At 69.6% G+C, this 23274-nt stretch carries 19 protein-coding genes; 17 read left to right on the forward strand and 2 right to left on the reverse strand.

The annotated features are described in order from the left end of the window. Window positions 1-99: 99 nt before the first annotated feature. Both ACE37J_RS08550 and ACE37J_RS08555 read right to left on the reverse strand, forming a co-directional pair. Window positions 100-921: a sulfotransferase gene (locus ACE37J_RS08550; protein ID WP_409710071.1), complete on the reverse strand. Its 822-nt coding sequence runs from the start codon at window positions 919-921 to the stop codon at window positions 100-102. A 57-nt stretch (window positions 922-978) separates the two neighbouring features. Then, window positions 979-1851 carry a sulfotransferase gene (locus ACE37J_RS08555; protein WP_409710074.1) on the reverse strand — a complete coding sequence of 291 codons (873 nt, stop codon included), beginning with the start codon at window positions 1849-1851 and terminating at the stop codon, window positions 979-981. A gap of 113 nt (window positions 1852-1964) precedes the next feature. Between ACE37J_RS08555 and ACE37J_RS08560 the strand changes: the two genes are divergently transcribed. From ACE37J_RS08560 to ACE37J_RS08640, 17 genes are all read left to right on the forward strand, one after another. Beyond that, window positions 1965-3686, forward strand: coding sequence for a tetratricopeptide repeat protein (locus tag ACE37J_RS08560; RefSeq protein WP_409710077.1), 1722 nt, complete (start codon window positions 1965-1967; stop codon window positions 3684-3686). Further along, entirely contained in the window at window positions 3676-4557 is an 882-nt protein-coding gene (locus tag ACE37J_RS08565; protein WP_409710080.1) for a 4-(cytidine 5'-diphospho)-2-C-methyl-D-erythritol kinase, read from the forward strand. Before ACE37J_RS08560 ends, ACE37J_RS08565 begins: the two co-directional genes overlap by 11 nt. Then, the gene (locus ACE37J_RS08570) at window positions 4554-6242 is read left to right on the forward strand and encodes a thiamine pyrophosphate-requiring protein (protein ID WP_409710083.1); all 1689 of its coding nucleotides are present in this window, start codon (window positions 4554-4556) and stop codon (window positions 6240-6242) included. The genes ACE37J_RS08565 and ACE37J_RS08570 overlap by 4 nt, the downstream gene beginning before the upstream one ends. 297 nt (window positions 6243-6539) lie before the next feature. Continuing rightward, window positions 6540-8537 carry a heme lyase CcmF/NrfE family subunit gene (locus ACE37J_RS08575; RefSeq protein WP_409710086.1) on the forward strand — a complete coding sequence of 666 codons (1998 nt, stop codon included), beginning with the start codon at window positions 6540-6542 and terminating at the stop codon, window positions 8535-8537. A 4-nt stretch (window positions 8538-8541) separates the two neighbouring features. After that, a complete protein-coding gene (locus tag ACE37J_RS08580) occupies window positions 8542-8997 on the forward strand; it encodes a cytochrome c-type biogenesis protein (RefSeq protein ID WP_409710089.1) in 456 nt (151 codons plus the stop codon). A 451-nt stretch (window positions 8998-9448) separates the two neighbouring features. Then, complete coding sequence (locus ACE37J_RS08585; RefSeq protein ID WP_409710092.1) at window positions 9449-10225, forward strand: enoyl-CoA hydratase-related protein; 777 nt, start codon at window positions 9449-9451, stop codon at window positions 10223-10225. Then, window positions 10222-13038, forward strand: coding sequence for a bifunctional [glutamine synthetase] adenylyltransferase/[glutamine synthetase]-adenylyl-L-tyrosine phosphorylase (locus ACE37J_RS08590; protein ID WP_409710094.1), 2817 nt, complete (start codon window positions 10222-10224; stop codon window positions 13036-13038). Before ACE37J_RS08585 ends, ACE37J_RS08590 begins: the two co-directional genes overlap by 4 nt. Window positions 13039-13307: 269 nt before the next feature. Continuing rightward, window positions 13308-14219 (forward strand): histone deacetylase, encoded by a 912-nt coding sequence (locus ACE37J_RS08595; RefSeq protein ID WP_409710097.1) that lies wholly within the window; start codon window positions 13308-13310, stop codon window positions 14217-14219. Beyond that, a complete protein-coding gene (locus ACE37J_RS08600) occupies window positions 14216-14653 on the forward strand; it encodes a TerB family tellurite resistance protein (protein ID WP_409710100.1) in 438 nt (145 codons plus the stop codon). Before ACE37J_RS08595 ends, ACE37J_RS08600 begins: the two co-directional genes overlap by 4 nt. Then, window positions 14650-15474: a shikimate dehydrogenase family protein gene (locus tag ACE37J_RS08605; RefSeq protein ID WP_409710102.1), complete on the forward strand. Its 825-nt coding sequence runs from the start codon at window positions 14650-14652 to the stop codon at window positions 15472-15474. Before ACE37J_RS08600 ends, ACE37J_RS08605 begins: the two co-directional genes overlap by 4 nt. A gap of 1 nt (window position 15475) precedes the next feature. Beyond that, a complete protein-coding gene (locus ACE37J_RS08610) occupies window positions 15476-17335 on the forward strand; it encodes a bifunctional sugar phosphate isomerase/epimerase/4-hydroxyphenylpyruvate dioxygenase family protein (protein WP_409710105.1) in 1860 nt (619 codons plus the stop codon). Between the two features lie 24 nt (window positions 17336-17359). Next, window positions 17360-18061 (forward strand): protocatechuate 3,4-dioxygenase subunit beta, encoded by a 702-nt coding sequence (gene pcaH / locus ACE37J_RS08615; RefSeq protein WP_409710108.1) that lies wholly within the window; start codon window positions 17360-17362, stop codon window positions 18059-18061. Next, window positions 18058-18654, forward strand: a complete 597-nt coding sequence (pcaG, locus tag ACE37J_RS08620; protein ID WP_409710111.1) for a protocatechuate 3,4-dioxygenase subunit alpha — start codon at window positions 18058-18060, stop codon at window positions 18652-18654. The genes pcaH and pcaG overlap by 4 nt, the downstream gene beginning before the upstream one ends. 135 nt (window positions 18655-18789) lie before the next feature. After that, complete coding sequence (locus ACE37J_RS08625) at window positions 18790-20046, forward strand: ABC transporter substrate-binding protein (RefSeq protein ID WP_409710114.1); 1257 nt, start codon at window positions 18790-18792, stop codon at window positions 20044-20046. A 96-nt stretch (window positions 20047-20142) separates the two neighbouring features. Beyond that, window positions 20143-21207 (forward strand): iron-containing alcohol dehydrogenase, encoded by a 1065-nt coding sequence (locus tag ACE37J_RS08630; RefSeq protein ID WP_409710118.1) that lies wholly within the window; start codon window positions 20143-20145, stop codon window positions 21205-21207. A 91-nt stretch (window positions 21208-21298) separates the two neighbouring features. Beyond that, window positions 21299-22135 carry an AraC family transcriptional regulator gene (locus ACE37J_RS08635; RefSeq protein ID WP_409710120.1) on the forward strand — a complete coding sequence of 279 codons (837 nt, stop codon included), beginning with the start codon at window positions 21299-21301 and terminating at the stop codon, window positions 22133-22135. A gap of 122 nt (window positions 22136-22257) precedes the next feature. Next, the gene (locus ACE37J_RS08640) at window positions 22258-23271 is read left to right on the forward strand and encodes a branched-chain amino acid ABC transporter permease (protein ID WP_409710123.1); all 1014 of its coding nucleotides are present in this window, start codon (window positions 22258-22260) and stop codon (window positions 23269-23271) included. The last annotated feature ends 3 nt before the right edge of the window (window positions 23272-23274 follow it).

The raw sequence follows: 23274 nt of genomic DNA on the forward strand, positions 1-23274 counted from the left end.
GAGTCGTCATGTCGTTGTCATCTAGGGAAGGCGTATATGGCGTATCCCTTGCGCAAAATAAAGGCGTTTTTTGCATGGCGGCCATGCATCGACGCAGCGTCAGGCCGACCATGAGGCAGGTTTCTCTGCGCCAAACCGCGCATTCACGAAGTCGTACACCTTTCGAAACGCCTCCACCCCCGCTGCACGGTCGGCCGCGCTCAGCGTCGAAGGCGCCGCCGAGGCGTTGACCCGCTGCGTCATGTCCGGCTCACGCCACGGAAGTCCGAGCGAGTCGGTCAGCGCGCGGAGATGCCGCTCCGGCGTTGCGAAGATATGCTCGTAGAAGCCAACGGCGACGTGATCCTTTCCGAAAGCGCTCCATAGTTCGGTCAATGCCCGGTCATACCGCCCGTGAGCGCGATGGGCCCGCCACCCTAGGCTGCTGCGGAATGCGGCGCCGGCATCCGCGATGCGACCCTTTCGCTGCTCCATCCTCAGCGCGGAGAAGTGCCGGTCCACCGGGTCGCGCATCAGGAAAACAGGACGTACTGCAAGCCCGGCTTCTTCAAGAAAGCGGCGCGCCTGGCTCCAGCCTCTCTCGTTGAGCAGGGAATACCCGGGTGTGACCTCCAGCAGGAATCTCTCACGATGGACCCGCGACGCGAAGTAGCTGAGATAGGCTGCCCGATCCTCGGACATTTCGGCCCGTTCTATCACCGCGCGACTCATGCGCGGGGCGGCGAGGCGAGGCAGCGGCCGTCGCATCTGCGCGGCCTTCTCTCTGTAACGCCTGTCAAAGACAGCGAGCCGGCGCGGACCGAGCCACGCGTCGAAGAAGTGAAGCTCCTTGATCGGTGAGGCGTACACGTCCGGATCCCCGGCCAGATGTCGAAAGAGCCAAGAGGTGCCAGCCTTCTGCGCCCCTACGCCGATCAGCATCGTCCTGCCCTCGAGTCGTCGCAGGAGTTTCGCGGATAGAAACACCCTCCGACCTCGTCAGCCGCCCCAGGCCGCGGGGGCCGCGGGTCCGTAGTGTTCTGCGACGAAGCGATATGCCGGACGGAGCCTTCGTCGAAGCGCCGCGAGCAGCGCCGCCGGGGGGGCGGGCGTCTCCGGCGAAGGATTGATGCGCCGCTCCAGCAGCGGCGGGAGTGGCGACAGGCCCAGCGCGCGCTCGACCTCGGCGAGGTGCGGGTCCGCTGGGTCGAACAGACGCTCGTAGAAGCAGACCGTCACCGCCTCCTCCCCGAACACCCGGAAGAGCCGCGCGAGCGTGAGGTCATAACGGCTGCGTCGAAGCTGTTCCCCGCCGGCGAGATTCAGAAGCAGCCCTCGGTCCGGATTGTATCCCTGCCCGAATGCTTTCCGCGCCGAGCGGTGGTGAGAGACGATGCGCGCCACGGGGTCGCGGAGGAGCAGCAGGGGGCGGACGATCACGCCCGCCGCCTCGAAATGCGCGCGCACGAAGCGCAGCTCTTCCTCGCCTAGCAGCGCATAGCAGGGGGTCATCTCCATCATGTGGCTGCGCTTCAGCCCGCGCCGGGCGAACCAGCGGAGATAGGCCGCCCGGTCGCCGCTCATCTCGACCCTCGCAGCGAGCCGAGCGCGAGCCGCCTTGTCGATCCCGGCGTCGTCGGAGGCGGCGAGCTGAGCGGCGAAGCGGTGCTCGTGAAAGCCGAACCGCGAGGGCTGGAGCCAGGCGGTGAAGAAGTTCATCTCCTTCACGGGGGAGCGGCGGACAGCAGGATTCCGCGCAAGATGATCGAACATCCACGTAGAGCCCGCCTTCTGTGCCCCGCAGCCGAGGATCATGACGCGCCCCTCGAGGCGGGCGCGGCGGCGCGGCGCGAGCGATGCAGTGTCGGACATTCAGAACTCCTAGCGCCGCCCGCCCGGCGCCGCAATGTCGCCTCTCGAACGTTTCAGGAGACCTGCACGCCCGGAACCCCTATATATCGTAAGGATCGAACGGAGATGACGACATGACGATGATCGCTCGCGCCGCCAGCCTTGCGCTTCTTGCCGCCGCAACCGGTGCGCCGCTCGCCGCGTCGGGGCAGGAATCGTTCGCCGGCTCCTATCTCGCGGGAGCGCAAGCGGCCAAGCGCGGCGATGTTGAGGCGGCGGCGCGATACTTCTCCCGCGCGCTGGACCGGTCGCCCGGCGATCTTGCTCTCGGCGAACAGACGCTGCTTTACCTCACCGCGGCGGGGCGCATGGAGCAGGCGGAGGCGCTGGCCGAACGGATGATCGTCTTCGACCCGACGCAGCGGCTCGCCAGCCTCGTCCTCGTCACGGCGGAGATGCGTGGAGGGGAGAATGAAGCCGCCGCACGGCGGATCGAGGCGGCGCCGGCGGCCTTTCATCCGCTTCTGCGCGATCTCCTTTCCACATGGGTAAAGGCCGCGGGGGGAGACGAGGAGGGGGCCCGCGCCATGCTGGATTCTGTCGAGGGGCCGCCCGTGTTCCGCGTCTTCGCGGCCTATCACCTAGCTCTGCTCAGCCTTTCCTCCGGTGACGCGACCGGTGCGGCGGAGGCTTTCGGGCGCCTCTCCGAAGACATGCCGCGCCTCGGCGGTCGGATGGCGCGGGCGGAGGCCGCGGCGCTTTTCGGCGTCGGAAACGCGGACGAGGCGCGCGAGAAACTCGAGGCGGCGGCGAGCCGCGTCCTCGGCGATGCGGCGATCGAAGCCGATCTCGCCTTCATGGAGAAAGGCGAAGCGCCCCCCCTCTTGGTCCGGACGGCGTCGGAAGGGGCAGCCGAAGCGTTCTACGGTCTTGCCGCCGCCCTGGGGCAAGAGCCCGACGACAGGCTCAGCCTCGTCTACGCCCGCCTCGCCTCGTGGCTTCGGCCCGATCTCGACGAGGCGAAACTGCTCGTCGCGGAGGTCATGGAGGGAACCGAGCAGTTCGAAGCCGCCGTCCGCGCCTACGAGACAATTCCGCCGGACAGCCCCTACGCCCGCGCGGCGGAGATTGGCCGGGCGGAAGCGCTTTTTCGCATGGACCGCGCCGACGAGGCGGCCGAGGCGCTGAAGGCGCTGACACGCCGCGCGCCGGACGCGCTCGAGGCACATATCGCGCTTGGAGACATCTTGCGCCGAACCGAACGGTTCCGCGAGGCCGCAGCCGCCTATGACGCCGCGACCAATATCGCCGAGTCGGCAGGCCGCGCGAATTGGGCGCTCTACTACCAGCGCGCGATAAGCTACGAGCGGTCGCAGCAATGGGAAAAGGCGGAGGCGGATTTCTTCAAGGCTCTCGAACTGGAGCCGGACCAGCCGCTCGTACTGAACTATCTCGGCTATTCGTGGCTGGAGCGGCGGGAGCGGCTCGACGAGGCGATGGACATGATCCGAAAGGCGGTCGCCGCCAGGCCGGAAGACGGCTACATCGTGGATAGCCTCGGCTGGGGTTTTTTTCTCCTCGAAGATTATCCGGCGGCGGTGCGGGAGCTGCAGCGCGCAGTAGAGCTCCGCCCGGTCGATCCGGTCATCAACGACCATTTCGGCGACGCGCTCTGGATGGTCGGCCGAAAGCGGGAGGCGGAGTTCCAGTGGCGCCGCGCGCTCTCCTTTGACCCGGAGGAGAAGGACCGCGAGCGCATTCGCCGGAAGCTCGATGTCGGCCTCGACGTCGTGCGCGCCGAGGAGGTGGCGGCAGAGGCCGCGCCCGAGACCCCGCGCGCGGCGGATGGCGGCTGAAGCGCACGCAGCGCTGCGAGAGACAGCGCGGGCCAAGGTCAATCTCTTCCTTCACGTCCGGGGCCGACGGCAGGACGGCTATCACCTGCTCGAAAGCCTCGCTGTCTTCCCGCTCTGTGGCGACGGGCTGGAGGCGGAGTCGGCGCCGGGGCTGACGCTCTCGCTTAGCGGCCCGTTCTCCGCCGCGCTTTCTTCGGGCGCGGACAATCTAGTTATCCGCGCGGCGGAGCGGCTTTCCGCTCTCACGCCCGGCGCGCCGGGAGCGGCGCTTCGGCTGGAAAAACGACTTCCCGTCGCCTCCGGGATCGGCGGCGGCTCGGCTGACGCCGGCGCCGCGCTGCGGCTGCTTGGCCGGCTCTGGGGCGGCGCTCCGAAGGGGCGATTGACAGAGATCGCCGAAGAGTTGGGCGCCGACGCGCCTGTCTGTCTGGCGCAGCGGCCCGCGATGATGGCCGGAGCAGGCGAGGCGCTTTCGCCCGCGCCGGGCTTTCCGACCTTCTGGATGGTGCTCGCCAATCCTATGCAGCCGCTTTCGACCGCGGAGGTCTTCGCCGGGCTGAAGCGGCGGGAGGGGCCCGGTGGGCCGCCGGCGCCGGCGCGGTTCCACGATTTCTCGCACATGACGAGCTGGCTCGCGCGGCAGCGCAACGATCTGGAAGGGCCGGCCCGCCGGCTCCGCCCCGCGATCGGCCGCGCGCTCGCCGCCCTCGCCTGGGACAAGTCCTGCGCGCTGGCGCGAATGTCTGGCTCCGGCGCGACCTGCTTCGGTCTTCATGCGAAAGAGTCCTCCGCGCTCGAAGCGGCGGAGCGGCTCCGCGCGGCGGAGCCCGGCTGGTGGGTCGTGGCCGCGCCGGTGGAGGCGCATTCGTGACGCGGATAAACGCCGGCGGCGCGATCTTCGCGCGGCTCAAGACGCTCGGCGTCTCTCATGTCTTCGCCAATTCCGGCACGGACTTTCCGCCTGTGATCGAGGGACTGGCGCAGGCTGCCGAGGCGGGAATCGATCTGCCGGAGGCGACCCTGGCGCCGCACGAACACGCCGCGATGGGCATGGCGCATGGAGCGTGGCTGGCGACGGGTCGACTACAGGCGGTAATGCTGCACACAAATGTCGGTCTCGCCAATGGCGTGATCGGGGCGCTCAACGCCGCTTCAGACCACGTTCCGGTCATCATCATGTCGGGGCGGACGCCGACGGTTGAGGCGGGCCGCTTCGGCGCTCGCACCGTTCCCATCGGATGGGGCCAGGAGATGCGGGACCAGCACGCGCTGATTCGCGAATGTGTGAAATGGGACTATGAGCTGCGCTTCCCCGAGCAGATCGGGCCGCTGCTGGACCGCGCGGCCGCTATCGCGCTCTCTTATCCCCAGGGCCCGGTCTATCTCTCGCTGCCGCGAGAGATACTTTCGGAAGAGGTCGATACGCCCGCAGGCCCGCCCGCCTACGCCCCAGCCGGTCTGCGCGCTCCGGCTGAGGAGATCGAACGCGCCGCGCGCCTTCTCGCCTTGGCGGAGCGGCCCGTAATCGCGGCGCAGCGTGGCGCCGGCGACGCCGCGGGCTGGGCCGCGCTCGCGCGGCTTGCGGAGGAGTGGGCGATCCCTGTGGCGGATTGGTGGGCTGTTGCGAACGCGTTGAGTCGGGACCACCCGGCCTGGATTGGCCCAGCCATCGGCGCCGCGCTCGAAGGGGCGGACGTCGCATTGGTGATCGATAGCCTCGCGCCTTGGTCGCCGGACATGCACGCCGTTCCGCCCGGACTCCGCATCGTCCAGCTCGGGCCGGATCCACATATGGCGCGCACGCCGGTGCGGATGTTCGCAAGCGAGGTCGCCCTCGCGACGGAGACGGGGCCCGGGCTCGTCGCGATTGAGGCGGCGATGCGCCCGCATTTCGCCGAGGCCGCTGGACGCATAGCGGCGCGACGGCCACGACTCGTTGCGCTCAATGCGGCTGCGCTGGCGGATGCCGAGAAGGCCTCGGCGCACGTCTCCGGCGCTCCGATGACGAAGGGATTCGTCTCCGCCGCAATCGGCGCGGCGATCCGGGGGCGTGAGGTGACGGTTCTCTCCGAACTCGGCGCGCCGCTCGCCTCGCTTGGTTTGACGGAGCGCGGACAATGGCGACAGGAACCTCATGCCGGCGGCCTCGGCTGGAGCTTTCCCGCTGCGCTTGGAATGAAGCTCGGCGCGCCCGGCCGGCTCGTCGTCGCGACAATGGGAGATGGGAGCTACATCTTCTCGAACCCAGTCGCTTGCCATCAGATCGCCGAGGCGCTCGGGCTTGCGCCTCTTCTCGTGATCCTGAACAATGCGGAGTGGGGCGCGGTGCGGCAGTCCGTCGCCGGGCTCTATCCCGGCGGCGCGGCGGCGCGGGCGAACCGGATGCCGTTGACGGCGCTCGCTCCCTCGCCGGATTTCACCGCCGTGGCGCGCGCCAGCCGGGCTTTCGCCATGCGGGTGGAGGCGGCGGATGATCTTGCACTCGCGTTGGCCGAGGCGCTGGCGGAAACGGAGCGCGGCCGCCTCGCGCTCCTCGACGTTGCAGTATCCGGATGATTGGGCCTCCGCGGGGCACCCTTGGGGGGATGGGCGCCCCGGCGGAGGCCGGTGTGAGGCCCCACGCGCCCGGCGCCAGGGAGATAACGCCGGGGCGAGGCGGCGGGCGTTGCGTTCCCGCGCTCACCACGCTGAAATAGGCGCGGCGCCCGGGCGGCGCCATGAACGATCAGGCAGAGCGGCCATGCCCGCCGCGCATGGCTCTTCCGCCCGGCGGAACGCCCTGCAGCCGCGCGCATCCGCGCATTGCCGCGCCTTCACAAAGGATTAAACTCTCGCCCAACAAGGGAGCGCGCCATGATCGCCGAGCTGGGCCATTTCGCCGTCATCATCGCCTTCGTCCTCGCCCTGTGGCAGTCCACCGTGCCGCTCATCGGCGCGCAGAAGGGCTGGGTGGACTGGATGCGTCTCGGCTCGCCCGCGGCGATCCTCCAGTTCGTCGCGCTCGCCGTCGCCTTCGCGGCGCTGACCTACTCCTTTGTGGTGTCGGATTTTTCGGTGCGCCTCGTCGCGGCGAATTCGAACTCTCTGAAGCCAATGCTTTACAAGGTCGCCGGCGTCTGGGGGAACCATGAGGGTTCGATGCTCCTCTGGGTCCTGATCCTCGCCCTCTTCGGCGCGCTCGTCGCGATCTTCGGGGGCACGCTCCCCGATGGGCTGAAGGCGCGGGCGCTTGCAGTGCAGGGTATGATCGGCGCCGCCTTCATAGGCTTCATCCTCTGGACCTCTAATCCGTTCTGGCGCCTCTTCCCCGCCCCGGCCGACGGGAACGACCTCAATCCGCTGCTGCAGGATCCGGGCCTCGCCTTCCATCCGCCCTTTCTCTACATCGGATACGTCGGCCTCTCGATGAGCTATTCCTTCGCTATCGCTGCGCTGATCGAGGGGCGGGTCGACGCGGCGTGGGCGCGCTGGGTGCGGCCCTGGACGCTGCTCGCCTGGCTGAACCTCACCATTGGCATCGCGCTTGGCTCCTGGTGGGCCTACTACGAGCTCGGCTGGGGCGGCTGGTGGTTCTGGGACCCGGTGGAGAACGCTAGCTTCATGCCTTGGCTCGTCGCCGCTGCGCTCCTTCACAGCGCGATCGTGGTGGAGAAGCGGGGGACGTTGAAGAGCTGGACGATCCTGCTCGCCATCTTCGCCTTCTCGCTCTCGTTGATCGGCGCTTTCATCGTGCGCTCTGGAGTGCTTACCTCAGTGCACGCCTTCGCCTCGGACCCGACGCGTGGCCAGTTCCTGCTCTGGATGCTGGTCATCGCCATCGGCGGCGGGCTCGCGCTCTACGCATGGCGCGCGCCGAAGATGCGGGCAGAGGGCGCGTTTGCGCCGGTGAGCCGGGAGGGGGGGCTGATCCTCAATAACCTCCTCCTCACCGTTTCCTGCGCCGTCGTCTTCGTCGGCACGCTCGCACCGCTCTTCCGGGAAATGATCGACGGAACGAAGATCTCCGTCGGCGCGCCGTTCTTCGACGCCTCCTTCACGCCGTTCATGATCCTCCTCGCCATCGCGCTGCCTTTCGGCTCGATGCTGCCTTGGAAACGGGGCGATCTGGCGAAGGTCTGGCGGAAAGTGATGATGGTGCTCGCCATCGCCTTCCTGGTGGCTACGCTCGTCTGGAGCCTTCAGACTGGGCGCTCCGTCTTCGCGCCCATCGGCATCGCGCTCGCGGCCTGGGTTTGCCTCGGGGTTGTTGCGGAACTGGCGGACCGGGCCAAGGCGGGGCGCGCGCCCGTCGCCGAGAGCCTCCGCCGCCTCGCCAACCTCCCGCGGGCGGACTGGGGGAAGTCGGTCGCCCATGCCGGCTTCGGTTTCACCATCTTCGGCATCGCCGCGATCTCAGCCTGGGAGGTGGAGGATATACGGCTCGCTTCGCCCGGCGATAGGATCGAGATCGGAGGCTACGAGATCCTCTTCGAGGGCGTGCGCCCGTTTCAGGGGCCGAACTACCAGGCCGATATCGGCAAGTTCACGGTATTCCGGAATGGCGAAGTCGACACGGTCGTCTATCCGGAGAAGCGGTTCTATCCCGTGCAGCAAACCCCGACGACGGAGGCGGGGATCGACAGCGGTCTGACGAGGGACATTTATGTTGTGCTTGGCGATCCGGCGGAAGGCGGGGCGCGCTGGGCCGTACGATCTTACGTGAAGCCCTACGCCAACTGGATATGGCTTGGCGCGCTCGTGATGGCGCTGGGCGGCCTGGTGAGCCTGACCGACCGGCGCTATCGCGTCGGCGCGGCGGCCAAAGCGGCGTCGAAAGCCCCTTCCGCAGCCGTCGCCACGCCGGCGGAGTAAAGCGATGCGCTTCTTGCTCCTTGCTCTCACGCTGCTCGTTTCAACCCCGTCTTGGGCGGTGCAGCCGGACGAAATCCTCGATGATCCGGCGCTCGAAGCCCGCGCGCGGGACATCTCGAAAGATCTGCGCTGCCTCGTCTGCCGGAACGAGAACATCGACGACTCGAATGCCGCACTGGCGAGGGATCTTCGCCTCCTCGTCCGTGAGCGCTTGGTCGCCGGTGATACGGACGATGAGACGGTCGCCTACGTCGTGGAACGTTACGGCGAATTCGTCCTCCTCAACCCTCGCATGACGGGTGGGAATCTCGCGCTTTGGCTGGCCGGGCCGGCCCTTCTCTTGTTGGGCGGCGCAGGGATCGTGATATGGCTCCGCAGGCAGCGGCGGGACGCGCCGCGCGCTCTGGAACGCCTGAGTCCGGAGGAGGAGTCTCGGCTCGCCGAGTTGACGCGGGACTAAGCCTTCCTCGCAGAGTTCTTCGCGTCTTTTCAGGGTATTGTAGCCTTGTTCCTGATCGGCTCATTCCGGCGCATGGCCGCGCCGTTCTGGAACGGGCCCTCTGGATCCGACTGTGCGGTGAAGTCACGATCCGCCCAATTCGGGCGTCCGGACAACAGGTTTTCCGCCGGAACGATCTTGGCGCCGGTCTTGCTAGACTTGGGGCGGGTCCGGGCCAGTGAGCTTCAGGGGTGGAGCGTATGGCGTGTTCCGGGCCCACGCGTCGGCCGCTGCGGTCGGGCGGCGCTGCGTAGGGGTGCGACGAGTTCAGAGAGTCGCCGCCCGCCGCGTGTGCCGCGGCCGACGGGCGGGGCCGTGGCGGCGTGTATCGGCCGCGGCCCCGCCGCCTTGCCGCCGCTTGGCGCCCGCGCCCCCGCCTGTATGATCGCGCGTCAACAGGGAAAGGGCGGCGATGGACTATCGGGAAATTCTGTATTCGGTCGAAGGCGGCGTAGCGCGCATCACGCTCAATCGGCCCCAGGCGCTCAACGGGTTCACCGCCGTAATGCGGGCTGAGATGCGCCACGCCCTGCCGCGAGCGCAGGGAGAGGCGCGGGCGATCGTGCTGACCGGCGCCGGGCGCGGCTTCTGCTCGGGCCAGGATCTGGGGCAGACGCAGCGGGCGTCGGACATTGATCTGGAGCGCCTCCTGCGGGAGGAATACGACCCGATCCTGAAGATGATCGAGGCGAGCCCGGTGCCGATCATCGCCGCGGTGAACGGCCCTGCGGCGGGGGCAGGCGCCAATCTTGCTCTTGCTTGCGACGTGGTCGTCGCCGCGCGCTCCGCCTATTTCCTCGAAGCCTTCGCCCGCATCGGGCTCCTGCCGGATGCGGGCGGCACCTGGCATCTGCCGCGGCAGATCGGCCTCGCGCGCGCAATGGGAATGTGTCTCTTCGCCGAGCCTATCCCGGCGCCACAGGCGGCGGAATGGGGAATGATCTGGGAAGTGACGGAGGATGACGCCCTGATGGCCCGGGTGGACGAGCTTGCGGCGCGCCTTGCGAAAGGGCCGACCCGCGCCTACGCCGCGATCCGCTCCGCCCTCCGCCAAAGCGTCGAGAACGGGTTCCACGAGCAGCTCGCTGTCGAGGCGAGGGCGCAGCAGGCGCTCGGTGCGAGCCGGGATTTCGAGGAGGGCGTGCTCGCCTTCCTAGAAAAGCGGAAACCCGTCTTCGAGGGACGATGAGCGGTTTCGCCGGCCGCATCGCGGCCCTGCCGCGGGCGCATGATGCGAGGCGCGGGGCGGAGGCGGCGTCGCGCATTGGCGCGAGCGGCAAGGTTGCGGCGCTTCTGTCCGGCGCCGCCGGCTCCAGCCCCTATCTCGCCCGGCTCTTCGAGCGGGAGGCTGAATGGCTCTCCGGCGCGCTGGAGGCCGGGCCGGAGGCGGCCTTCGCCGCCCTGCTCGCAGAGCCCGTCACCCCGGCGGCTCGGGAGACGGGAGTCGCGCTCCGCGTTCTGAAGCGGCGCGCCGCTCTGCTGATCGCGCTCGCGGACCTTGGCGGTCTCTGGGACCTTCCTGCGGTTACCGGCGCCCTTTCCGACCTTGCGGATCATGCCGTGGAGTCCGCCTTCGCCGCGTCTCTGGCGGCGGAGACGTCCGGCCCTCTCGCCGGAATGACGGCGGCGGAGGCCGGCCTTCTCGCGCTCGCCATGGGCAAGGGCGGGGCGCGGGAGTTGAACTATTCCTCTGACGTCGATCTCATCCTCCTGCATGACGGAGAGCGCTTCGGTTCGGATGCTCAGGGTGAAGTGAAGACGCGCTGGGTCCGGGTGGCGCAGCGGGCGGTGAAGCTCCTCTCCGATATCACGGCGGATGGATACGTCTTCCGGGTCGATCTCCGGCTTCGGCCCAACCCCTCGGTCACGCCGATATGTCTCTCGATGGAGGCTGCCGAGCGCTACTACGAGAGTGTCGGGAGGACATGGGAGCGCGCCGCCTTCATCAAGGCGCGCTCCGCGGCGGGGGATATCGCGGCGGGGGAGGCGTTCCTCGCCGGGCTCGCGCCTTTCGTCTGGCGGCGGCATCTCGACTTTGCGGCGCTTGAGGACATCAACGAGATTCGCGCGAAGATCCGCGACGCGAAGGGTCTGAACGGGCCGCGCGACCTCCCGGGATACGACCTGAAGCTCGCGCCGGGCGGCATAAGGGAGATCGAGTTTTTCGCGCAGACGCAGCAGCTCGCCTTCGGCGGGCGGGACCTTTCGCTCCGCGTCCGCGGCACCGAGGCGGCGCTCGCCGCGCTGGAGGAGGCGAGGCGGATCGACGGGGAGACTCGGGCGGCGCTCGTCTCCGCCTATCGCGCGCACCGCCGGCTCGAACACCGGCTCCAGATGATTGACGATGCGCAGACCCACGCCATCCCCGTCTCCGCAGAGGCGCGGTCGCAGGTTGCGGCGCTTGGCGGATGGGAAAGCCGGGGGGCGATGGAGGCGGATGTCGCCGCGCGGCTTTCGGAAGTCAGGGCGCGGGTGCGCTCCTTCTTCGGCAAATCCGCTCCGGCCGCTCCGGCGCCGGACCTAGACAAGGTTATCGCGGAGTTGCCTTTCGCCCGGCCCGACATGGTGCGCGAGATGGCGGAGCGATGGGGCGGGGGGGAGATCGCGGCCACCCGTTCCTCCCGCGCGCGGCGGAAATTCCGCATCCTCGCGCCGGAGATCCTCCAGCGGCTGGCGAGGGCGGGCGATCCGGACGACGCGGCCCTGCAATTCGACCGGTTCCTCTCCGGCTTGCCCGCCGGGGTGCAGCTCTTCTCGCTCTTCGAAGCCAATCCGCAGCTGCTGGACCTTCTGGCGGAGATCTGCGCCGCAGCGCCGCGGCTCGCCGCCTATCTCGGGCGAAACGCGGCCGTTCTCGACGCCGTTCTCGACGCCGACTTCTTCTCCTCGCCGCCGCCGCTCGCGGCGCTGGAGACGGAGCTCTCCGCGGCGCTCGATCGCGCCCCGGACTACGAGATGCGGCTCAACGCCGTTCGCGCCTGGGCGAAGGAGCGGCGGTTCCGGCTCGGCGTGCAGGTTCTGCGCGGGGTGGCGGACGAGGCGGAGGCGGGGCGCGGATTCTCCGATGTGGCGGAAGCTTGCCTAAGGGCGCTCCTGCCCGTCGTGGAGGAGGAGTTCGCGCGGAGGCACGGCGCGGCGCCCGGCCGCGGCGCGGCGGTGATCGGGATGGGGAAGCTCGGCGGGTCGGAGATGACCGCCTCCTCCGATCTCGACCTCATCATCGTCTATGACGCCGCGGGAGTGGAAGCGTCCGACGGGCCGAGGCCGCTCTCCGTCGGCCCCTATTATGCGCGGCTCACGCAGATGCTGGTCTCCGCGCTGACGGCGGCAACGGCGGAGGGCGCGCTCTATGAGGTCGACATGAGGCTCCGCCCCTCGGGCGGGCAGGGGCCCGTCGCCGTCTCGCTCGAAGGCTTCCGCCGCTATCAGGCGGAGGAAGCGTGGACATGGGAGCACATGGCGCTGACCCGGGCGCGGGTCGTGGCGGGGCCGGCGCCGCTCCAAGCCGATATCGGGCAGGCGATCGAGGCTGTGCTTGCGGCCCCGCGGGACGAGGGGAAGACGCGGGCCGATGTGGCGGCGATGCGCGCCCGGCTGATCGAGGCGCACAGGGCGGTCCGGGGCGAGCTCTGGTCGCTCAAGCACGGCGGGGGGGGATTGATGGACATCGAGTTCGCCGCCCAGGCCGGGCTCCTCTGCGCCTCGCTGACCGGGGCGCGCTCCGCCCCAGCGGCCTTCAGGAGGTTGGTCGCGGCGGGGGCGATGGAGGCGGAGACCGCGGAGGCGCTGACCGCCGCCCACCGGTTCCAGAGCCGGCTCCAGCAGGTCGAGCGCGTGGCGCTTGCCGGCTCCTTCCGGGCCGAGACGGCGGGCGAAGGGCTGAAGGCGGCGATGGCGCGGGCGGCGGGGGAGGGGGATTTCCCGGCGCTCGAAGTGCGGCTTGCGGCGGAGCGGGAGGCGGCGCTGGCGCTTGTAGACCGGCTTCTGCCGGCGGCGGAATGAGGTGTGTGCACACAGTGTGCAAGGGGTTTATGTTATTGTTATATAAATGTAATCAGAAAAACGAGTTTGCGCGTGGCGCGGCCGCTTCGGGAGCTTTCGGCGGTGTTTCGCTCCCTTCCTCATCCCGCGACCCGATGGCGGGAGAGGGGCCGCCGGAGCGACGCGAAGCGCGGAAGTCCCCACGTCCGGGTGTCACGTCCCGAAAATCGGCAGGGAAACGGCGGACGCGTTCGGCCCGCTCCCCCTTTCCGCGCCTCCGGCCGGCCTGAATGCGCGCGCCGCTCGTCTGGCACCCGGACTACGAGGCCCCGCTCGACCCGGGCCATCGCTTCCCCATGTCGAAATACGGCTATCTCCGGCAGGCGCTGGCCGAGCGCGGGCTGATGCCGCCCGGCGGCTTCCTCGCGCCGGTGGAGGCCCCGCCGGGGGTGATCGGGCTCGCCCATGACGCGGATTACGTGGAGCGGGTGATCTCCCTCTCGCTCCGCCCGGACGAGTTGCGCCGGATCGGCCTGCCCGGCACGGCGCGGATGGCGCGGCGCGTGCGGCTTTCCTCCGCCGGAACGCTTCTCGCGGCGCGGCTGGCGCTGGAGCATGGCCGCGCCTTCTCCCTCGCCGGGGGCTCGCATCATGCGGCGCGGGAGGGAGGCGCGGGCTTCTGCGTATTCAACGACGTCGCCGTCGCAGCCTCCGCCCTCCTCGCCGAGGGCGTGATCCGGCGGGCGCTGGTGCTTGATCTCGACGTGCACCAGGGCGACGGCACGGCGCGGATTTTCGAAGGCGACGACCGCGTCTTCACCGTCTCGATCCATGCGGAAAAGAACTTTCCGGTGCGGAAGGCCGTCTCCGATCTCGACATTCCGCTCCCGGACGGGACGGGCGACGAAGCCTATCTCGCCGCGCTCGAACGCGCGCTCGACAGGCTCTCGCGCGAGCGGGCCGATATTCTCTTCCTCAACGCCGGCGTCGACGTGACGGCGGGGGACCGGCTCGGCAGGCTCGCCCTCACGCCGGAAGGGCTGAGGCGGCGGGAGGCGCGTGCGCTCGCCTTCGCCGCGGGGCGCGACCTGCCGCTCGTCGGAGTTCTCGGCGGCGGCTATGCGAGCGACCCGGCGCTCGTCGCCGCGCGCCACGCGGTGCTCTTTGAAGAGGCCGCGCGTTCGGATAGGCTCGCCACATGAAACGAATATTCGCAGAGCTCGCCGCCCTCTTTGAAGCCCCCGGCGCCGCCGCGTCTTCGGGCTTCGACCCCGCCGCCCTCGCCCTCGCCGCGCTCATGGTGCGGCTCGCGCGGGCTGACGGGGAGTTCGACGAAGGGGAGCGCGCCGCCATCCTCGCCGCGCTCGACGCCCGCTTCGGGAACGGCGCCGCGCTCCTCGCCGAGGCTGAGAGGGCCGAGGCGGAGGCGCTGGACCATCACCAGTTCACCCGCCTCGTGAAGGCCGCCATCGCGCCGGAAGACCGCGCCGCGCTGATGGAGGAACTCTGGCGCGTCGTTCTGGCGGACGGCGCGCGGGACGACGAGGAGAACGCGCTGATGCGGCAGTTCGCCTCGCTTCTCCACGTCTCGGACCAGGAGGCGGCGTTGGCCCGCCGCCGGGCTGAGCGGGAGTGACGACGCTTCGCCTTGGCCTGATCGGGGACAATATCGCGGCTTCGCGCGCCCCGGCCCTGCACGAACAGGCGGGGCGGCTCGCGGGCCTCTCCGTGCGCTATGACCGGCTGATCCCGCGGGAGGAGCGGCTGGACTTCGACGCGCTCTTCGCCGCCTGCCCGGGGCGCGGCTACGCCGGGCTCAACATCACCTATCCCTACAAGGAGCGGGCCGCGGCGAAGGTGCGGGTGGAGGACCCGGCGGTTGGCCGGCTCGGGGCGGTCAACACCGTGATTTTCGGGGCGGAGGGGCCGCGGGGCTTCAACACGGACTATTCTGGTTTCATCGCCGCCTATCGGGCCGCGCGCGATAGCGCTGCGCCCGGCCCTGTCTGTATGGTCGGGGCGGGCGGCGTCGGCCGCGCCGTCGCCTTCGGGCTTCTCACACTGGGGCTGTCCGATCTCCGTCTGGTCGAGCGGGAGCCCGCCAAGGCGGAGGCGCTGGCCGCAGCGCTCCGCGCGGCTTCGCCCGCGCTCGCCGTGACGGTGACGGTGGATGCCGGCGCGGGCGCGCATGGCGCCGCCGGGCTTGTCAACTGCACGCCGGTCGGCATGGTCGGCTACGAGGGAACGCCGCTGCCGCGCCCTGCGATGGCGGGCGCGGCCTGGGCCTTTGACGCGGTCTACACGCCGGTCGAGACCGAATTCTTGCGGGATGCGGCGGCGGAGGGGCTTGCGATCATCTCCGGCTACGAGCTGTTCTTCCATCAGGGGGTGGACGCCTTCCGCCTCTTCGCCGGGCGCGAGGTCGATCAGACCGAACTCCGCGCCGGGCTCGCCTGAGATGCGGCGCGCCATCGCCACGGTCTCGATGGGCGGACTCCTCCCCGCCAAGCTGAAGGCCATTGCAGAGGCGGGGTTCGAGGGGGTGGAGCTGTTCGAGACGGACGTGCTGGCGCATGACGCGCCGCCCGAATCCATCGCCGCCATGTGCGCCGATCACGGGCTGGAGGTGATGGCATTCCAGCCCTTCCGGGATTTCGAGGGGTTGCCGGAGCCGCTCCGCGCCCGCGCCTTCGAGCGGGCGCGGCGGAAGCTCGTGCTCGGCCGGCGGCTCGGCGCGCCGCGGATGCTCGTCTGCTCCTCCGTCCACGCGGAAAGCCTCGGCGGGATCGACCGCGCCGCAGCGGACCTTCGCGCGCTCGGGGAGATCGCGGCGGAGGAGGGCGTGGAGATTGGTTTCGAGGCGCTGGCCTGGGGGCGGCACGTCTCCGATTATCGCGACGCCTGGGAGGTCGTGCGGCGGGCGGATCATCCCGCCGTCAAGGTCGTGCTCGACAGCTTCCACATGCTCGCCCGCCGCCACCCGGTCGACGCGATCCGCGCGATTCCGGCGGACCGAGTCGGCTTCGTCCAGGTCTCCGATGCGCCGCTGATGGAGATGGATGTGCTCCAGCTCTCCCGCCATCACCGCTGCTTTCCGGGGCAGGGGGAGTTGGACATCCCGGGCTTCATGGCCGCTCTCGGCGCGACCGGCTACGAGGGCTGGCTGAGCCACGAGGTCTTTTCCGATCGGTTCCGGATGAGCGACCCCGCGCGCATCGCCTTCGACGGCGAGCGATCCCTCATACACCTCACGGGCCGTGTTCGGGGCGCCGCGCCGCTGCCGGAACCCGCGGAGGCGACTGGCGTCGCCTTTCTGGAGTTCGCGGTTTCCGAAGCGGAGGCCGGGCCGCTCCGCGCGCTCTTCCACGGCATGGGCTTCGCGCCGGCGGGCCGCCACCGGACGAAGGCGGTGGAGCGGTTCGCGCAGGGCGAGATCAACCTCGTCATCAACGCCGAGGCGGATGGGTTTGCGCGGAGCGCCTATGTCACGCACGGCCCCTGCGTCGCGGCGCTGGGCCTCTGGGTCGAGGATGCGGGCCGGGCGATGGCGCGGGCGGAGGCGCTGCTGGCCGAGCCGTTCAGCCAGTCTGTCGGTGCCGGCGAGCTGGAAATCCCGGCGATCCGCGGCGTCGGCGGCGCGCTGATCCACCTTCTCGACCGGAAGGGGCCGCTCGGCGCCGTGTGGGAGACGGAGTTCGAGTCGGAGACGGGGGAGGCGGCTCCGGTCGGGCTCAGCCGGATCGACCATATCGCGCAGTCCATCCCGTTCGAGTCGCTCGAAAGCTGGCGGCTCTTCTACGCCGCCATCCTGAATTTCGGCCGGACCCGGCAGGTGGACGTGGCGGACCCGGTGGGTGTCGTCGAAAGCCAGGTGCTGCACTCGGCGGACCGTTCCGTCCGCATCGCGCTGAATTCGAGCGCGGCGCGGCGGACGCAATCGAACCGCTTCATCCAGGAATTCTTCGGCGCCGGGGTGCAGCACGTCGCCTTCGCGACTGACGACATCTTCGCCGCGGCGGCGGCGATGCGGGCGGCGGGCGCGCCGCTGCTCCCCATTCCGGCGAACTATCATGACGACGTGGAGGCGCGCTTCGCCCTCGCCCCCGACTTCGCGGCAAAGCTCAGGGAGGCCGGCGCGCTCTATGACGAGGACGCGGGCGGGCGCTATATCCAGCTCTATACCGGCCTGTTCGAGGAGCGGTTCTTTTTCGAGATCGTACAGCGGGACGGGTATGAAGGCTACGGCGCGCCCAACGCGCCGATCCGCCTCGCCGCGCAGACCCGGCTGAACCGGGACGACGCCGCGCCGCGGCGCTGAAGCCCGGCGCTGAAGGAGGGAACGATGAGCTATTACGCACGGGAAAGCGGCTGGCATCCGCCGGCGCTCCATCCGCCCTACAAGACGAGCGTGAAGCGCAGCCCCTCCTTTGCGCCGGTGACGATGCCGCAGACACTTTCGGAGACGACGGGGCCGGCCTTCGGCCACGGACTTTCCGGCCCGCTCGACAATGATCTCATCCGCAATTTCGGGGCGGAGGCCGCCATCGGGCCGCGCATCATCGTCTATGGGCGCGTGCAGGACGAGGACGGGCGGCCCGTGCCGCAGGCGCTGGTGGAGATCTGGCAGGCCAACGCCTCCGGCCGCTACCGCCACGCGAAAGAGGGCTATATCGGCGCCATCGACCCGAATTTCGGCGGCTGCGGGCGCACGATCACCGATGCGGAGGGGCGGTACGAGTTCCGCACCATCCAGCCCGGCGCCTATCCCTGGCCGAACGGGCCGAACGACTGGCGGCCGGCGCATATCCACTTCTCGATCTTCGGGCGCGCCTTCGCGCAGCGGCTCATCACCCAGATGTATTTCGAGGGGGACCCGATGATCTGGCGCTGCCCAATCGTCTCCTCCATCCCTTCGCGCGAGGCGGTGGAGGGCCTGATCGCGCGGTGGGACCCGGAGGCGACGCTCCCGATGGACGCGCGGGCCTTCCGCTTCGACATCACGCTGAGGGGGCGTCGCCAGACCATGTTCGAGGGCCGGCCATGAGGTTCAGGGAAAGCGCGAGCCAGACGGCGGGGCCCTATGTCCATATCGGCTGCGTCCCGAATTTCTGCGGCCTCGGCGGCGTCTGGCCGGAGGACCTTGGCGCCCGGATGATCACCGGGGAAGCGAAGGGCGAGCGGATCACGATCCGCGGAAGCGTGATCGACGGCGCGGGCATGGCGCTCCGTGATGCGATGGTGGAGATCTGGCAGGCGGACGCCGCCGGGCTCTACGCCTCGCCGGAGGAGACGCGTGGCGCGGCGGACCCGCATTTCACCGGCTTCGGGCGCCGGGCGGGGGACTACGAGACCGGGGAATGGACCTTCGAGACGATCCGCCCCGGCCCCGTTCCCGGCCCCGGCGGGCGGTTGCAGGCGCCGCATGTGACTTTCTGGATTGTCGCGCGGGGCATCAATCTCGGCCTCCACACGCGAATGTATTTTCCGGAGGACGATCTGTCCGTCGATCCAGTCCTCTCACGCATCGAGCACCGCTCCCGCATCCCCACGCTGGTGGCGCGGGCCGAGGGGACCAGCGCCTATCGATTCGACATCCACCTCCAGGGGTCTGAGGAGACGATCTTCTTCGAGTGCTGATTAAAGCGGCGCGCCCCGTGCGGAAAAACAGACGGAGGGGTATGGCCGCGCATCGCCGGTCATCGCCCGGGCCCGTCGCCCGCGCCTAGCCTTCCCCGCAAGGCCGGGCGAGCCGGCGCAATCCGGGAGGACGTCATGAAGAAGCAGATTCTGGGCGCGGTCGCCGCCGCGGCCCTTTTCGCGCCGCAGGCGGCGATGGCGCAGGACACGATCAAGCTCGGCATTCTCGTCGCGCTCGAAGGCGCCTTCGCCGCAGGCGGGGCCGACGGCGTGCGCAATGTCGAACTCGCCATCAACCAGGCGGGCGGCATGGCCGGCGGCAAGAAGATCGAATTCGTCGTCGCCCCTTCCGACACGACGCCCGACACGGCGGTGCGCCAGGCGCGCAAGCTGATCGAGCAGGACGGGGTGGACATCATCATCGGCCCGCTCTCCGGCTCCGAGGGCATCGCGCTCCGCGACTACGCCAAGACGGTGCCGGAGAAGACCGTGATCAATGGCGTCTCCGGCGCGCTGGAGACGACCTGGGTGGACCCGGCGCCGAACTTCTTCCGTTTCAACCCGGACGGGGCGCAGTGGGGCTACGGCCTCGGCTCCTATGTGGTGAACGAGAAGGGCTGGAAGCGCGTGGCGACGGTCGCCGCCGACTATTCCTTCGGCTACACCAACTTCCTCGGCTTCGCGGTGGACTTCTGCAAGGCGGGCGGGGAGATCGTGGAGCGCTTCTGGGTTCCGCTCGGCTCGTCCGACTTCGGCGGCGTGATTGCAGCGCTGCCCGATGACGTGGACGCGATCTATCTCGGCGTCGGCGGCACGGACGCGATCAACTTCCTCAATCAGTTCGAGCAAGCCGGGACGGAGACGAACCTCATTGGCGGCACGATCATGGCCGACCAGACGGTGCTCACCTCCAAGGGCCGGGCGAAGGACGCGCTGATCGGCACGCCGACCTCGGGCTGGCTGGCCCAGGACAACGACTCGCCGGAATGGACCTCGTACGTGAAGGCCTATCAGGACGCCTTCCCGGAGGGCGAGCGTTTCCCCTCCCCGTCGCTCTTCGGCGTCGGCTACTACATCGCCACCACCGCCGCGATCGCCGCGCTGAACGAGATCGACGGGGACCTTTCCGGCGGGCAGGCGAAGCTCCACGCCGCGCTCTCCTCGCTCGAGCACCAGACTCCGCTCGGCGTCATTTCGCTCAACGAGAACCGGCAGGCCACGGGCACGATCATGATCAACGAGGTGGTCGATGACGGGCAGGGCGGGCTTCGCAACGCGCTGGTCGGCAAGGCCGAAGGCGTGACGCAGACGCTCGGCATGTCGGCTGAAGAGTTCCGGGCGATGGGCCTGCCCTCGCGCGACACGCCGGACTGCGCCGCGCTCCGCGGCTGAAGCCTCGCGGCGCCCCCGCGCCGCCTGACATGACCGACACGCCCGCGCCGGAGCCCGGCGCGGGCGCTTGACGGCCCGCCATCCCCGGAGAGGCCCATGTCGCTCATCGCCTATGTCACGCGCATCCATTTCGCCGACCGCGTGGTGGAGGATGCGCTTCCGGTGGAGTTGCGCCGGCTCGGCCTCTCCCGCCCCCTGATCGTGACGGACGAGGCCGGTCGCCGCGGCGACGCCTTTGACCGGATACTCGACGCCCTGCCGCCCGGCGCCGCCGCCGCCGCGGCGCCCGCGCCCGACAGGCTCTCGCCCGAGGCGCTCCTCGCCGCAGCGCGCCGGTTCGAGGCGGCGGGGGCGGACGGGGTGATCGGCCTCGGCGGGCCGGTCGCCCTGGACCTTGCGCGGGCGCTGGCGAAGGCGGGGCCGGAGAGCGCTGGCGCACGCGAGCCCGTCCCGATGATCGCCGCGCCGACGACCACTGCGAGCGTGGGCCTCGGTCCTGTCTCATCCGCCCTTGGCCTGAGTTGCGCCGCGCCGACGCCGGCGCTCCTGATCTGCGACCCGACGCTCACTATGGAGGCCGGGCCGCAGGAAACGGCGGCGGCGGGCATGGACGCGCTGATCCACTGCCTCGAAGCCTTCCTTTGCGCCACGTGGAACCCCCCGGCGGACGGCATCGCGCTCGACGGGATGCGCCGCGCGGCCGCGCATGTCGAGCACGCGGTGCGGGACGGGGCGGACCCGGATGCACGAAGGGAATTGCTGGCCGCGGCGCTCGACGCGGGGCTCGCCGCGCAGAAGGGGCTCGGCGGGGTCCGCGCCCTTGCTCATGCGCTGGAGGAGGAAACGGGGCGCGCGCCCCGCCACGGCGAGCTTCACATCGCGCTCGTCGGCCCTGTCCTCGCCTTCAACGCGCCGGCGCTGGAGGCGAAGCTGGAGGCGGCGGCGGAGGCCCTGCGCCTGCCGGCGGGGCAGGAGCCGGGCGCCGGCCTCGCCGCGCTCGGCGCTCGGCTCGGGCTCCCGGCGAGGCTCGGCCCGCTCGACATCGGCGAGCCCGCACTCCGGCGCGCCGCGCGCCGCGCGGCTGAGGATCCGGCGACGCAGACCAATCCGCGCCTCGCCACGATGGAGGATTATCTGCGCATCCTAGAGGACGCGCGATGAGCGGCCGGCCTCTCCAAACTGCTTTGTGTCCCGGGCGTTCTGGCCTAGGCTTCGCGTCACGCTGCATCACCAGAATGCGGGAGGGAGGAACATGAGCGACGCTCTCGCCGTCTTTCACGGCGCATTCGGCCGCGTCTGTCTTTATTCGATGGACCGGGTCATGGCCCCGCATGTCCACCGTGAGGGGCATCTGATCTTCCACATCCAGGGCCCTGCCGCCTCCGTCGTGGTGGACGGGGCGCGCTATCCGCTCGCCCCCGGGCAGGCTGTGGGGATCAGCCCGTGGCAGGGACACTATTATGCGCCGTTGGACCACGCGGCCCCGACGCTGGCGCTCGTCCTCTACATTCGCCCCGGCTGGTTCCTCGAAGCCTCCCGCCGCGCCGCCGCCTCGCTCCGCTTCGGGCGCGTCGGCGTCGACGTGGCGGACCACATGGCGCGCCATGTTTACGGCATCGCGACCTCAATGCTGGACGCGGAACGGGTGGACCCGGCGCTGGAGGAACGGCTCTGCGCGCTCACGCAGGCGGCCTTCGACCAGTCCTGGCAGTGGACGAAGCGTGGCCCGGCCTTTGTCGGCCCTGCGCTGCCGAAGCGCGACTACCGCATCCGCAACGCGCTCCGCCTCCTGCAGGAGCGGCTGGGGGAGACGCTGGGCCTCGACGAGGTCGCCCGTGAAGTAGGCCTCTCCCGCCCGCACTTTTACAAACTGTTCCGGGAGCAGGTGGGCGCGACGCCGAACATCTATCTCAACGCCCTTCGCATGGAGCGCGCGATCGACCGGCTGGCGGAGACGACGGAGGCCGTTTCCGAGATCGGGCTCGATCTCGGCTTTTCCAGCCAGGCGAGCTTCTCCCGCTTCTTCATCGCCAACGGCGTGGTGCCGCCGTCCGTCTACCGGCGGAGCGTGCTCGTCCAGCACGGGTGAGCGACCCGATAAGCGGACGGGGCGCCGAATGATCAGACTGAGGGGTAACGCGCGCCGCGGCCCCGCGGCTTAGTGTGGAGACAGGAGGACGCGCCTGCAGGCGCGTTCCGACGGAAGGGATCATGCAGCGCTTCGCTTCGCGACATCCGATTTGGACGCTCGTCATCGCCATCGCCGCGGCGGCGCTGCTATGGCTCGTCTTCGCGCCCTGGCCGGACGGGCTGGAGGACGCGATCGGCCGGAAACGCATATTCCTCAATGCGGTCTTCGGCGGCATCACGCTTGGCGCCCTCTATTTCCTCGTCGCCGCCGGTTTCACGCTGATCTTCGGGCTGATGCGCAACGTGAATCTCGCGCATGGCTCCCTCTATCTTCTCGGCGGCTATGTCGGTTTCGAGATATCGGATTCGACCGGTTCCTGGCTCCTCGCCTTTCCTGTCGTGTTCGTCCTCGTCGCGGCGCTCGGTCTCCTGATGCAGAATCAGGTCTTCCGCCGGATGGAGGGGCAGGACCTGCGCCAGACGCTGGTGACAATCGGCATCTCCGTTGTTCTCGCCGACCTTATGCTCTGGATCTGGGGCGGGCAGTCCTACACGATCCTCTCGCCTGAATGGCTTTCGGGGCCGACGACGCTTCCCATCATTTCCTCCATCCGGGACAGCGGGGAGGTTGTCTATCTCCGATACCCCGCGGTGCGCATCGCCATCCTCGTCGCCGCCGTCGTCGTGGGCGTCGCGATGTGGTTGGTGCTGAACCGCACCCGACTCGGCATGCTGATCCGCGCCGGGGTGGACGACCGGGAGATGCTGGCGGCCTCGGGCGTTCGCATCCAGTATGTGTTTCTTGCCGTCTTTGGCTTCGGCGCCGGGCTCGCGGGCGTGGGCGGGATCGTCGGCGGCACGTTCCAGTCCCTCTCTCCGGGGGAGGATACGCGCTTCCTCCTCGCCTCGCTTGTCGTGGTGATCGTGGGGGGGATGGGCTCGATTCCGGGCGCGGCCATCGGCGCGCTGGTGATCGGGCTCTCGGAGCAGCTCGGCCTCGTCTATGCGCCGACCTATTCGGTCGTCTTCACCTTCCTCATCATGGCGTTGGTGCTGGCCTTCCGGCCCCAAGGCCTGCTCGGCGACAGGCGGTGAGGG

Source organism: Pikeienuella sp. (assembly GCF_046290545.1).
In the GTDB taxonomy this organism is placed as follows: Bacteria; Pseudomonadota; Alphaproteobacteria; order Rhodobacterales; family Rhodobacteraceae; genus Pikeienuella.